At 68.0% G+C, this 12253-nt stretch carries 15 protein-coding genes and 2 tRNA genes; 4 read left to right on the forward strand and 13 right to left on the reverse strand.

Annotation, left to right across the window (positions count from 1 at the left end; translation table 11 throughout):
- The first annotated feature begins 12 nt into the window (after positions 1–12).
- A complete protein-coding gene (gene purU / locus VGL30_RS15355) occupies positions 13–903 on the forward strand; it encodes a formyltetrahydrofolate deformylase (RefSeq protein ID WP_331540887.1) in 891 nt (296 codons plus the stop codon).
- Between the two features lie 71 nt (positions 904–974).
- Here purU and VGL30_RS15360 read toward each other — a convergent pair whose 3' ends face one another.
- Together VGL30_RS15360 and VGL30_RS15365 are read right to left on the reverse strand one after the other, a co-directional pair.
- Positions 975–1757, reverse strand: coding sequence for an SDR family oxidoreductase (locus VGL30_RS15360; RefSeq protein WP_331540888.1), 783 nt, complete (start codon positions 1755–1757; stop codon positions 975–977).
- Positions 1758–1831: 74 nt separating this feature from the next.
- Positions 1832–2602, reverse strand: coding sequence for a carboxymuconolactone decarboxylase family protein (locus tag VGL30_RS15365; protein ID WP_331540889.1), 771 nt, complete (start codon positions 2600–2602; stop codon positions 1832–1834).
- A 337-nt stretch (positions 2603–2939) separates the two neighbouring features.
- Between VGL30_RS15365 and VGL30_RS15370 the strand changes: the two genes are divergently transcribed.
- Together VGL30_RS15370 and VGL30_RS15375 are read left to right on the forward strand one after the other, a co-directional pair.
- Positions 2940–3665, forward strand: a complete 726-nt coding sequence (locus tag VGL30_RS15370; RefSeq protein ID WP_331540890.1) for an SDR family oxidoreductase — start codon at positions 2940–2942, stop codon at positions 3663–3665.
- A gap of 153 nt (positions 3666–3818) precedes the next feature.
- Complete coding sequence (locus tag VGL30_RS15375) at positions 3819–4610, forward strand: TetR/AcrR family transcriptional regulator (RefSeq protein ID WP_331540891.1); 792 nt, start codon at positions 3819–3821, stop codon at positions 4608–4610.
- Here the strand turns inward: VGL30_RS15375 and VGL30_RS15380 are convergent.
- The 11 genes from VGL30_RS15380 to VGL30_RS15430 form a co-directional block, all read right to left on the reverse strand.
- Positions 4574–4650: transfer RNA gene (locus tag VGL30_RS15380), tRNA-His, on the reverse strand. The genes VGL30_RS15375 and VGL30_RS15380 overlap by 37 nt on opposite strands.
- Positions 4651–4784: 134 nt before the next feature.
- Positions 4785–5483, reverse strand: a complete 699-nt coding sequence (locus VGL30_RS15385; protein WP_414695019.1) for an energy transducer TonB — start codon at positions 5481–5483, stop codon at positions 4785–4787.
- On the reverse strand, positions 5476–5931 hold the full coding sequence (locus VGL30_RS15390) for a biopolymer transporter ExbD (protein WP_331540892.1): 456 nt from the start codon (positions 5929–5931) through the stop codon (positions 5476–5478). Before VGL30_RS15390 ends, VGL30_RS15385 begins: the two co-directional genes overlap by 8 nt.
- Before the next feature lie 5 nt (positions 5932–5936).
- Entirely contained in the window at positions 5937–6821 is an 885-nt protein-coding gene (locus VGL30_RS15395) for a MotA/TolQ/ExbB proton channel family protein (RefSeq protein ID WP_331540893.1), read from the reverse strand.
- A gap of 583 nt (positions 6822–7404) precedes the next feature.
- A tRNA-Phe gene (locus VGL30_RS15400) sits at positions 7405–7480 on the reverse strand.
- Between the two features lie 86 nt (positions 7481–7566).
- Positions 7567–7746: a DNA gyrase inhibitor YacG gene (gene yacG, locus VGL30_RS15405; RefSeq protein WP_331540894.1), complete on the reverse strand. Its 180-nt coding sequence runs from the start codon at positions 7744–7746 to the stop codon at positions 7567–7569.
- A complete protein-coding gene (locus VGL30_RS15410; RefSeq protein WP_331540895.1) occupies positions 7743–8783 on the reverse strand; it encodes a ribonuclease E/G in 1041 nt (346 codons plus the stop codon). Before VGL30_RS15410 ends, yacG begins: the two co-directional genes overlap by 4 nt.
- Positions 8780–9370 carry a nucleoside triphosphate pyrophosphatase gene (locus VGL30_RS15415; protein WP_331540896.1) on the reverse strand — a complete coding sequence of 197 codons (591 nt, stop codon included), beginning with the start codon at positions 9368–9370 and terminating at the stop codon, positions 8780–8782. Before VGL30_RS15415 ends, VGL30_RS15410 begins: the two co-directional genes overlap by 4 nt.
- Before the next feature lie 6 nt (positions 9371–9376).
- Positions 9377–9595 carry a translation initiation factor IF-1 gene (infA, locus tag VGL30_RS15420; RefSeq protein WP_215341158.1) on the reverse strand — a complete coding sequence of 73 codons (219 nt, stop codon included), beginning with the start codon at positions 9593–9595 and terminating at the stop codon, positions 9377–9379.
- Positions 9596–9811: 216 nt separating this feature from the next.
- The gene (locus VGL30_RS15425; protein WP_331540897.1) at positions 9812–10282 is read right to left on the reverse strand and encodes a low molecular weight phosphatase family protein; all 471 of its coding nucleotides are present in this window, start codon (positions 10280–10282) and stop codon (positions 9812–9814) included.
- Between the two features lie 6 nt (positions 10283–10288).
- Positions 10289–10765 carry a UPF0262 family protein gene (locus VGL30_RS15430; RefSeq protein WP_331540926.1) on the reverse strand — a complete coding sequence of 159 codons (477 nt, stop codon included), beginning with the start codon at positions 10763–10765 and terminating at the stop codon, positions 10289–10291.
- Positions 10766–10939: 174 nt separating this feature from the next.
- On the opposite strand from VGL30_RS15430, the gene VGL30_RS15435 reads away from it, so the two are divergent.
- Positions 10940–12178 carry a hypothetical protein gene (locus VGL30_RS15435; protein ID WP_331540898.1) on the forward strand — a complete coding sequence of 413 codons (1239 nt, stop codon included), beginning with the start codon at positions 10940–10942 and terminating at the stop codon, positions 12176–12178.
- Positions 12179–12253 lie beyond the last annotated feature (75 nt).

Consider the following 12253-nt stretch of genomic DNA (forward strand, 5'->3'; position numbering starts at 1 on the left):
AGCTGCAAATCCATGCCGGTCGACATCTCCCCGCAGTCCCCCGCCGACGCCACCTCCGCGCCGCTGATCCTCAGCCTCTCCTGCCCGGACCGCATCGGCATCGTGGCCGAGGTCTCGCGCTTCCTGATGGCCCACGGTTGCAACATCGTCGAAAGCGCCCAGTACGGCGACCCGGCCAACGGCCGTTTCTTCCTGCGCACCGGCTTCCACTCCACGCAGGGCCGCACCCTGGCCGAGCTGGCGCAAGCCTTCGGCGAGGTGGCCGAGGTCTTCGGCATGGACGCCAGGTTCCACGACACCCGCCGCAAGACCCCGGCGATCCTGATGGTCTCCAGGTTCGGCCACTGCCTGAACGACCTCCTGTTCCGCTGGCGCTCCGGCGCCCTGCCCATCGACGTGAAGGCGGTGGTCTCCAACCACGAGGATTTCCGCACCCTGGTCGAGGGCCATGGCCTGGCCTTTCACCACCTGCCGGTGACGCCGGAGACCAAACAGGCGCAGGAGGCCCAGATCGAGGCACTGGCCACCGGCCTGGGGGTCGAGCTGATCGTGCTGGCCCGCTACATGCAGATTCTGTCGGTGGAGTTCTGCGCCCGCCGGCCGGGCGGCATCATCAACATCCACCACTCCTTCCTGCCGAGCTTCGTGGGCGCCAGGCCCTACCACGCCGCACATAAGCGCGGCGTGAAGCTGATCGGCGCCACCGCCCACTACGTGACCCAGGACCTGGACGAGGGCCCGATCATCGAACAGGCGGTCGACCGCGTGACCCATGCGCTGTCCGTCGACGACTATATCGCCGTCGGCCGCGACCTGGAGGCGCTGGTCCTCGCCCGGGCGGTCAAGTGGCACGGCGAGCACCGCGTGCTGCTCAACGGCTCAAGGACGGTGATCTTCCACTAATGCCCCGCCCCCTTCGCCCGGCGTTTGGCTCGCCGGTATCCGCAGGGTGAACCGCGTCTCGGCGGCGTCGGCTACGGCCGGACGACCCAGCCCCCGTCTATGTGCAGCACCTGTCCGGTGATCCAGGCGCCGGCCGGCGAGCATAGCAGCAGGAGCGCTCCCACCAGCTCATCCGGCTGGCCGCGCGCACGCAGGGCGCAGACCCCGCTCAAGAACTTGGCCAACGGCGATTCATCCGGCGTCATGGACGACCCCGCGTCACTGGCCGTCATGCCCGGCGCGATAGCGTTCACATTGACGTTGTCGCGTCCGAGTTCCGCCGCTAGCGCCGTGGTCAGGCCGACGAGCGCGAGCTTGCTGACCCCGTAGACGCTGTTGGCCGGAAAGGCGCCGGCGGACACCTGGTTGATGATCTTGCCACCGCCGCGTTCGCGCATCATCGGCGCGACGGCCTGGGCGCAGATAAGCGCCCCGGTGACGTTCACGGCCATGATGTGGTTCCACTGCTCGATGGGCGTCCTGGTTGGGGGCGCCCACTTCACGTCGACCATCAGCGCGGCGTTGTTCACCAGAATGTCGACGCCGCCGAAGGCCGTGCGCGCCAGGGCGGCCATCGCCCCGACCGAAGCCGGATCGGTGATGTCCGCACGGACGCCTTTCGCCTGGCCGCCCGCGCTGATGATTTCCTGGGCGATCCGTTCGGCGCCGCCGGCGTCGAGGTCGGCCACCACCACCGAAGCCCCGGCCGCCGCGAGGCCCTTGGCGTAGGCCTCGCCGATACTGTTGTTTCGCGCGCCGGCGCCGGTGACGATCGCCACCTTGCCGTCCAACCTGAACGCGTCGAGTGAAAACATGCTGCTCTCCTATTTTGCACGAATCGGCTGGACCGCCTTCGCCGCCTCGGTCGCGCGCGGCCTGGATCGTCACATCAGCCAAAAAGCGAGGCGCCCTCGGCCATGCGCTTGGCCACCTGCCGCGTGCAGCCCTGCATCTCGGACGCCTTCGGCCATCCCGCATAGAGGGCGAATTGCAGGATGAATTCCTCCATCTCCGCAAGGCTCACGTCGCCCGACTTCAACGACGCATAGACATGCGCCATGATCGGAGAGTTGGCGTCGTTCAGTCCGACCGCGGCCATGGTCACGAAGCGCCGCGCCTTCCGGCCGAGCCCCGGGCGGTCCCACATCTCGCCGAAGACGAAGTTCAGGATGCCGGCCGAGGTGTAGGGCTCATTGGGCGGCGACGGCGGGAAGGTCATCACCGACAGCCAGCAGGCCACCCCCCGCGCCTGGCGCTCGGCCGGTTCCAGGGACAACGCCGGCGGCTCGGCCGGCTCCTCGAGCCCCAGGGCGTCGGCGGCGCGGGACACCGCCTCGTCGAGCAGTTCGGCCTTCGACCAGCCGCAGTAGACCGCGAAGTGCAGCACGAACTCGCGCATTTCCTGCAGGGTCAGGGCCTTGGAGCGCAAGGCGCCGTGGACATACCTGTCGTTTTCGGCGGCGTTGGACGCCTGGGCCACGCAAGTCAGGGTGATCAGCCAGCGTTCCTGCAGCGTCAGCCCCGGACGCGTCCAGACCTCGGCGCCGACGAAGTCGCGCTTGGAGTTGAGCAACGGCGTCGACCGTGCCGTCGGCCCGGCGCCGAACATCTGCTCCAGGGTCTTATCGCCCAGTGCGCTTCGGTCTTCGCGATAACCCATATCAACTTCCCAATATTTCAGTGGACGCGTTGCTGGCTGTTATAATCGCAGGTTCATCCCGAGGTTTTTCAATCGCCAGAACTCGTGAAGCCCCGCGGGCCCGCACAGACTGCCATAAGCCGCCCATGCCTGCGCGGATCGATCGTAGGTCGGCAAGCCGCTGCGGACCGACAGCAAAAATGAAACGGCGGTTTTTTTTCGGGATGCCCGCCAACTGATTCACGGTACATTTCGATTGTCTTGGCCGGATCGGCCAGACCGTCAGGCGCGGCCCTTCGACGGTCGTGAAAGGGGGAAAATGCTGAGCCGGTTGGAGTTCGCTGGAAAGGCGGTTCTGGTGACCGGGGCCGCCTCCGGCCTGGCGCGGGCCGTTGCGCTGAAGCTTGCGGCGCTGGGCGCGGATCTCTGTATCGTCGACCTCAACGCGGCCGCCCTCGACGCTACGGCGAACGACGCCAGATCGTTGGGGTGCGCCGTGGAACCGGTGGCGACGGATCTCGCGCGCCCGGAAAATTGCATCCTGGCGGTGGACCGCGCGATCGCCCGGTTCGGACGCCTCGACGCCCTGTGCAACATCGCCGGCGTCCTCAGCTTCAGCCCGTTCACGCAGGTGACGGCCGCGCAGCTTCACACGACCTTGGCGGTCAACTTCTCGGCGCCCTTCTTTCTCTCCCAGGCGGCGATCCCGCATCTGCTGGCGACGAACGGCGCCATCGTCAATGTGGCGTCGGCCGCAGCCTTCATCGGCGAGGCCTATCTGGCCGCCTACGCCGCCAGCAAGGCGGCGCTGGTCAGCCTGACCAAGTCCCTGGCCATGGAATACGCCAAGACGTCGCTTCGCGTCTCGGCGGTCGCGCCGGGCGGAATGGAGACCGGAATGGGGGCCGAAATCGGCGGCTTCAAGGGCGACCTCGATGTCGGCCTCATCCAGAGATATTCGGGGCTGCGCGGCCGCGTATCCGTCGATGACGTCGCCGAGATGATCGCCTTGCTGGCGTCCGAGCAAAGCGGGGCTTTCCATGGCGGCTGCGTGCACATGGACGCCGGGATCAGCGCCGGCTGATTTTGACCGACCCGGGGGCCGTCGCCGGTTCGCCGAACGCCCCGGATTCCTTTCCGTCTCCTTGCTGGGAAAAGACGCCGCTCCTACGGTAGGTCCGAACCGCGGGCGAGGCGTTTGCGCCGCGACAGCCTTGGAAGGGTTCGGATCGGCCCGATGTCCAACAAGAAGATCGAATCGATTGCGCGGGCGGTGCAGGTCGCCGCGCAGATGTTTTCCGAAAAGGCGTTCGAGAAGGTGCAGATCGCAGAGATCGCGGCCCGCTCGCGCTGTTCCTCCGCAACGATCTATGAGGCCTTCGAGACGAAGAAGGGCCTGCACCGGGCGGCGATGCTGCAGTATTCGCGGCGGGCGTGGCCGAACCTTGCACAGAACTCGGGACCGCCGACCCTCTTTCACCTGATGGACTTTTTGTCGGAGAGAATCTCGGGGCTTTCCACGCCGACGATGCATAACTTCTGGCGCTCTGTCGGCGTCGACATGATCGATAGTCGGACCATCATGTGGAATCCGACCCAACAAACGAAGCACCTGGGGGCGATCGTCGACGAAGTGCAGCGGTGCATGGACGCGGGCCTGTTGCGCCGCGGCGATCCTCAGGCGTTCGCCTACCTCATCCTGGCCGGCGGCGGTTACGAGCCCGTGGTGTACGGCCTGCTGTTCGGTCCCGACGCCACGGGCGGAGCCGCCGCCATATTGGAGGCGGTGCTCAGCCCCCTGGTGACTGAACTGGGCCAGGCGGAGTTGACGGCGTACGTCAACAAATCGAAGACCAACGGCGCACCGGAGGGCGCGGTCAGGCCCAGCCTGCTCGGCGACCTCCGAAGCTTGCCGGCGCGCGGGACGTCTCCCGGACGCCGCGAAGGCGCAAGCCCCGCGGCGGAAACGCCGGCGACCAGCCTCTTGCGCGATGGTACCACCTCTCGGGCTCGAACCGAGGACCTCTAGATCCACAATCTAGCGCTCTAACCAACTGAGCTAAGGCGGCCTATCGCGAGGCCGTGGTTCTAGTCGCCCGCCGCCCGGCGATCAAGGGCGGCGCGGGCGTAGCCGCGCGGGCTCGAAAAAAAAGCCCCGGAGGCCTGGGCCGCCGGGGCTCGATTTCGCGGAGGACCGCGGGCGTCAGCCCTTCGGCAGCTGGAAGCGGATCGGAATCCGCACCGTGCCCCCGGAGACCGGCGCGCCGTCCCGGGTCATGGGCTTCATCTTGAAGAGCTTGCTCATGCGCAGCGCGGCGGTTCCGAAGTCCTGATCCGCAGGGTCCTCCGACATCACCGAGCAGTTGTCGAGACCGCCCTTGGCGTTGACCGTGCAGTTGATCGTCGCCCGGCCTTCCACCTCCATCCGTTGCGCGCGCTCCGGATAATAACGCTCGATGTCCTCGCCGCTGGGCTTGCGCAGCCAGTCGGGGTTGGTGATCACCGACGGACGCGGCGGTTCGGGCGGCGGCGGCGCCGGCGGCCTCGGCTCCTCGATCCGCTTTTCCACCGGCGGGACCGGCAGGGGCGGAATCGTCGGCGTGTCGATCACCGCGGCCGGCGGCCGCGGCTGCAGCTTGGGCGGCGGCGGCGGCGGAGTGTTCGGCGGCGGCGGCGGCGGAGGCGGAGGCGGAGGCGGCGGAACCGGCTTGATCATGGCCACGTTCGTGACGTCGTCCGAATACTCCTTGTAGTTGGCCTCGAACTTGGCCTTCCACAGGTAGAGCGCCAGGGCCGCGTGCACGATGATCGAGACGATGATCGCGATCGTGATGCCCTTGTTCCGCCGTTTGACCGGCATGTCGAAGGGGTTATGCGCGGGGTGGGTTACGTCTTCAGCCACGCTTGCCACCCCCGCCCTTCTTGTCTTCGCCGACCAGCGCCACGCTGTAGAACCCGTTGTCCTGCAGCATGTTCATCACGCCCATGAAGTCCCCGTAGAGGACCTCGGTGTCGGCGCGGATGAAGATGCGCTCCTTGGTGGGATTGCGCTTCCCGCCGAGGTTCTTGCGAAGATCGTCGCCGAGGGAGGACAGGTCCGTCGGGAAGTCCCCGATGAACAGGCTGCCGTTGGGCTGGATCGAAATGTAGACCGGCTTCGGCGGGTTGGTGCCCGGTTTGGCGACGGCGGCGGGCAGCTGGACCTTGACGGTCACGCTGGCCAGCGGCGCCGCGACCATGAAGATGATCAGGAGGACCAGCATGACGTCCACGAAGGGCGTCACATTGATCTCGCTGTTCGCCTCCACCGCGTACTTGCCACCCCCAGAGCCTGAGAGCTTGGCGGCCATGTGGGTTAGGCCCCTTTGTCGAGCTGCCGGGAGATGGCGTTCGTCAACTCAGCCACAAAGCCTTCCGTCCGCGAGCCGTAGGCCGAGATGCGGGTCTGGAAGTAGTTGTAGAAGATAACCGACGGGATGGCGGCGAACAGGCCCAGACCGGTGGCCAGCAGAGCCTCGGCGATGCCGGGCGCCACGACGGCCAGGTTGGTGGTGTTGGTGTTCGCGATGCCGATGAAGGAGTCCATGATCCCGTAGACGGTGCCGAACAGACCGATGAACGGGCCGTTGGAACCGACGGAGGCCAGGAACTGCATGCCGTTGGACAGGCGCTTGGCGAGCGAGGCCTGCACCGCGTTCACGGCCGCCTGGGCCCGGTGGATGGTGGAGTCGCGGTGCTCGCCGCCGATGTCGAGGCCCGCCTGGCGGGAGATCTCGACCTCCTGGGCGGCGGCGGCGGCCATGTCGGCCAGCGGGTTGCCCTCGAACTCCTCGGACGTGGCGATCCGGCCCATGTCGCTAATCGACTTGGCGCCGCGGAAGGCCTCGATGAAGGCGTCGGACGCGCGGTTCAGCGCGCCGAACTCGAGCAGCTTGGTGATCAGCAGGGTCCAGGAGAAGATCGAGGCCAGCACCAGGCCGATCATCACCACCTTCACGACCGGCTTGGCGTCGAGGAACATCGTCGAGATGCCCATCTTGCCGGCGTGAGCCATCTGCGGCGGGGCGGCTTCCGGCCCGGCCGGCGCGGCGGCGTCGGCGGCGGGCGGGGCGGCGGCGGCCGGGGCGGCCGCCGCATCGGCGGGCGCGGCTGGAGCCTGTGCAAACGCCGGAGCGCCCGTCATCAACGCGATCGCGCCGATGAGAGCGAGGAAAGGGGTCGTCCGTTTCTTGTCGAGCATCTGTCGCCAGTTCCTGTTGGTCTAGCACGTTTGGACCGAAGGGTCGTCGCGCGAGAGCGTCTCCACCCTAGTTAAACACGCCCGTCGACCCGGTCGGTCTCCCGACTCGGGCCGCCAGAGCCGCTGTCGCTGCGCCCGACCCGCCCACCTGTCTCCCGATCTGGGGACCAGCGTTCGTAGGCGCTAAGCGACCCCGCGTTCCCTCCGGAGGCGGGGTCCTGCCGCGGATTGACGCGTGCGGCGCCCGACGTTTGGCAACCCCTCGTTAAGGCGTCAAGGGGTGATCCGGACGTGACGGAAGCCGTCAGGCGTAGCTGCGCGTCGTTTCACTGCATCGCACAATAGGAATGCGTCGCGCCCCTCTCTGCGCGCCGCATGCCGCGCTTTGTTTTCTGCTGCGCTGCAACATGGGCTCGTCAATCATGACAATTGAGACAAGCCCCTCCGAGAACCCCTCCGACGCACGGCGTAGTTTCGTTGAGAGATGACCTACACGCCAAGGATGTATGATTAAGCGCAGCCACTGGACATGACCAAGCGTCTCGAACAGACGGTCAGCCTGGGAAAGATGGAGAAAGAGGGGTGGTGCCTGGGGGCGGATTCGAACCACCGACACGCGGATTTTCAATCCGCTGCTCTACCAACTGAGCTACCCAGGCGCCGGCCGCATGCGCGGGAGCCGGTCTATAGAGAAGCGTCCGGCCGAAGTCCAGCAAGGGGGAAGCGGAATGCGCGGTGCGGCGCCTCAGGCGTCGTCGTCGGATTCCGCGCCGAAGCCTGCGTCCGGCTCCTCGTCGTCAGCGGGGATGGCGTAGCCGCCGACCAGCCAGCGCTGCAGGTCGACATCGGCGCAGCGGCGCGAGCAGAAAGGCCGGTATTCCGCCGCCGCGGGCCGGCCGCAGATGGCGCAACGACCTTGGCTCATGACCGGGTCACCTCCGGGGCGTCCGGGGCAAGCGCCCCGTCCGGCAAGATCGTGAACCGGGCGCCGATCTGCAAGGCGAGCGCCTCGGCCAGGGGCTTGGCGGCCTCGGCCACCGGCGGCGCGCAGAGCGCCTTGAGCCGCGCGCCCGGCTGAGCCCGCGCCTCGTCCTGCAGGCGGCGGACCAGGGCCAGCGCCCAGGTGAGGTCGGAGGGGCCGGAGGCGTCGCCGCAAAGGGTCTCGCTGAGGGGCTGCGTACGGCGGGGGATGGTGAGCTCGAGGGTCCCGAAGCGACTGACCGGGCCCATGGCGACGCCGGGGTTGTCTGGCGCGAACGCGGCGCGGGCGGCGGCGAGCAGGGCCGTGCCGTCGTGGCCGCGGCCGACGAGGTCGATCACCACCAGCCCGCCCAACCCTTTCAGCCGCAGGAGGCGCGCGACGACGCCGATCGCCGCGAGATTGGCCTGGCGCGTGATGCGCTTGGCGTCCGCCCCCTTGCGCTCGCCCAGGTCGATGTCGACGGAGGTCAGCGCCCGGGTGGTCTCGATGGCGAGATCGCCGCCGCCCGGGAGGGCGTGGACAGTGGCGAGGATCTCGGCCTGGGCGGCGTCCGCCATGGCGCGGGCCTCGCGGCCCTCCACGATCTGGGCGTTGCGGGTGAAGGCGCGGAGCTGATCGACAAGGCCGGGCGGGGGCGCGGCCAGCCGCGGCGCGCCCTCGGCGGGTCCGTCGGCGCGGACCACGGCCAGCTTGCCGCGGCGTGGCTCGCTGCGAACCTCGACGATCAGCGCTTCGCCTTCGACGGGACGCGCGTCGGGGCGGAAGGGCAGGATCGCCTCGGCTCCCTCCCCCAGTTCCAGGAAGGCCGAACCGATCGCCGCCTCGACGCGGCGGACGCGGGCGACATGGCGAGCGCCGCAGCGCAGGGATTCCTGGTCGCCGTCGCGGCGCAGGAGCAGGCGCTCCGGGCGGCCGTCGAGCGTGACGACGCCGCGATCCTCGCCGATCCCGCGATCCAGGAAGAGACGGCGCTCGCTCATGGCAGGCGAAACCCCAGGCCCTGGAGCAGGCAGGCGGTCTCGTAGAGCGGTAGGCCGACGACCGCGGTGTAGGATCCGTTGAGCGCAATGACGAAGGCGCCGGCGCGGCCCTGGACAGCGTAGCCGCCGGCCTTGCCCATTCCTTCGCCGCTGGTGAGGTAGGCGTCGACTTCAGCGGGGGACAGGCGCTTGAACTGCAGGCGCGCCTCCACCAGGCGGCTGGCCCGGCGGCCGCCCGGCGCGTGGACGGCCACGGCTGTGAGGACGCGGTGATTGCGCCCGGAGAGCAGTTCCAGACAGGCCCGGCCCTCCGCCTCGCTCTCCACCTTGGGCAGGACGCGGCGGCCGACGGCCACCACCGTGTCGGCGGCCAGCACATAGCGGTCGGGATGACGCGGCGCGACCGTCGCCGCCTTGGCGCACGCCAGGCGCAGGGCGAGACGCCGCGGAGTCTCCCCGGACAAGGACGTTTCGTCGACATCGGCGGGGACGATCGTGAAGGGCTCCAGGCCGATCTGGCGCAAGAGGTCGAGCCGCCGGGGACTCGCCGAGGCCAGGACAAGATGCTGAAGCGGTGTGGTCGCCAAGACGGCCTAGCGGACGCGAAAGGTGATGCGGCCCTTGGACAGATCGTAGGGCGTCATTTCCACGAGCACCTTGTCGCCGGCCGAAACGCGGATCCGGTTCTTGCGCATCTTTCCGGCGGTGTGGGCGATGATCTCGTGATCATTCTCGAGCTTCACCCGGAAAGTGGCATTGGGCAGGACTTCACTGACCGTGCCCGGAAACTCCAGAAGCTCTTCCTTCGCCATGCATTCTCCCTGGAACCAGCGATGCGGACACGCCGGCTCGGCAGCTATCACAAACGCGCGCGTGACGCGGATCCCCTAGATCTTCACGCCTCACGGCCAATCGCCAATACGAACGGCCCGCGCCTTGTCGATCGCGAGCCGTTGAACAGCAAGCAAATATAACGCAGGTCGTCCCGCCCGGTCGATGGGCGGCGCATACGGAGCGGAAGGCCGCGCCTAACCCGCCTGTGGCCTCACGGCGAAGCGCCGGGCGATTCGGGCGGCCAAGTGGTCGCGGACGTCGCGGTAGGCCGCCAGCCGCGCCTCGCGCGAGCCCTCCGCTTGGGTGGGGTCGATGATCGGCCAGTACTCGATCTCGACGGACCGGCCGCGGGCCATCTCCACCGCCCGGTGCTGAGCTTCCGGGGTGAAGGAGACGACGAGGTCGAAGGAGCCGTCCTGCAGGTCGTCGAAGGTTTTGGGCGCGTGGCCGGCGAGGTCGCACGCCAACTCCGCCATGACGGCCTCGACGAAGGGATCGACGCCCTCCGCCGCACGCGGATCAAGGTGCAGGCCGCAGCTGTCCACATAGATGCGGTCGTGGGCGGCGCGCCGAAGCAGCGCTTCGGCCATGGGCGAGCGCACGCGGTTGAAGTTGCAGGCGAACAGCACCGCGCCCGGACGTGAGTACGCGGCGTCAGAGGCCATCGGCGCTCAGCCTCGCCAATGCAGGGCGCAGATCAGGGTGAACAGGCGCCGCGCCGTATCCATGTCGGTTTCGATCTTTCCGGAAAGACGCGTGCGCAGAACCTCCGACGCCTCGTTGTGCAGGCCGCGACGACCCATGTCCAAGGTCTCGATCTGCTGCGGGGTGGAGTTGCGGATCGCCTGGTAATAGCTCTCGCAGATCATGAAGTAGTCCTTGACGAGGCTGCGAAAGGGCGAGAGCGAGAGGATGTGGCGGTGGTGGTAGCCCGGTCCCGTGACATCCAGAACAAGCCGGTTCTCCAGCAGTCCCATCTTCAGGTCGTAAGGCCCGCCGTCCGCGCCGGCGGGCGCGAAATAATTGGCCTCCAGCAGGTCGAAGATGGCGATCTGGCGCTCCTGCTCCTGGTCGCGCGAGGCGGCCGCGAGCGAATCGTCGTCGATATCGACGCTCTGCAGGCGATGGGTGTTGCCGTCGTCGGCCATATGGTCCGGACCAGAGGGAGCGCGCATGGCCAGCTTTATTGCAAACTATGGGGCCGCGTCATCCCGCTCCTGGACAAGGCGGCGCAAGGCCGGGCCAGCGCCGTGATCCGGAATACATCCCTTGGTAGTCGGCGTTAACCCGGATGGACTATCGTGTCCACGTGACGATGCGCCATGCCTCCTGACACGGAACAGTTCCTGGCCCCGGGCGCGCCGGCGGGCGTCGTGCGCCTGGCCTCCACGGGCCTCGCCGCGTCGCTCGAACGATTCGACGATCCCGGCCTGCTGGAAGACGGCAAGGTCAACGTCATCAGCCTGGACGCCATCCTGGACCGGCTGGGGCCGCGGTGGCCGCAGCGGCGCGACCAGGTCTATGACCACGCCGAGAAGACCCTGGAGAAGCACCTAGGCTTCCGCGGCTACTTCGCGCGCGTCTCGGAAACCGACTACCTGATCTGCCAGCCGGAGTTGGGCCGATTTTCGGCCCAGGCGGCGTGCCTGCGCTACCTGCGCGAAGTCTTCCAGTACTTCCTGGGCGACGCCAAGCCGGCGGACAACTGCGTCCACCAGGTGATCAAGGTCTCCAGGGAGGGCGTGACGGCGGCCAAGGTGGACGCCCGCCACGTGGAACGGGAGGAGGAAGTCGAGCAGGCCGAGCACCGCCAGGCGGTGCTCGACGCCGAGGAACTGGCTTCCAAGTCCGTCACGATGGACCAGTGGTCGCCATTCGTGGCTTCGGACGGGCGCGAGCTTCGGGTGACCTGCAGTCTCGAGCCGGTGCTGGAGCTGAAGACGTTCGGACGCATCGGCTTCCGCATGGCCCGGCGCGTGCTGGTGGTGGCGAGCGGCGAGGCGCTGCCGGCGGCTTCGGTGGCCAACCTCTCCAGCGCCGATATCCTGAAGATCGACCTGGCGACGATCGCCCGTGGTCTTGATCGAGTGAAGGCCAGTCAGGAGGACGGTCCACAGCTCAGCCTGATCGTGCCCGTTTCGCACGTGAGCCTGTCGAGCCAGCGCGCCCGCGCGCAGATCGTCGTTGCGCTCAAGACCGCCGGCGGCATGGTGAAGCGTGGAGTGATCTGCGAGATCAGCGACATTGAGGGGGTGCCACAGGGCGCTCTGCTCTCCGCCGCCTCGCTGATTCGCCCCTTCTCGCTGTTCGTCGTCGGACGATTGAACGTAGCTCCTCCCACCTCCTCGACTCTGGCGCAATTGAAGGGTGCAGGCCTGCAGGCGCTTTCGGTGGAATGTCCGCACCGCCAGAGCGAGGCGGATTTCATGGACTGGGCGAAAGCCACGATCGACACGGCCAAGCAGGTGGCCAAATCGGTGCTGATCTACCAGGCCTCCTCCTCGCGCGACGCCGGGCTGGCGGGCCTGCTGGGCGCCACCCACGCCAGCGTCAGGGGCTGACCGGGCTAGCGGACGACGCGTTGACCGTGGACGTCGAGGCGGCCACGGGCAACCTCGCTTTGCGGCGCCGGGCCC

This window comes from Phenylobacterium sp., assembly GCF_036502675.1.
In the GTDB taxonomy this organism is placed as follows: Bacteria; Pseudomonadota; Alphaproteobacteria; order Caulobacterales; family Caulobacteraceae; genus Phenylobacterium.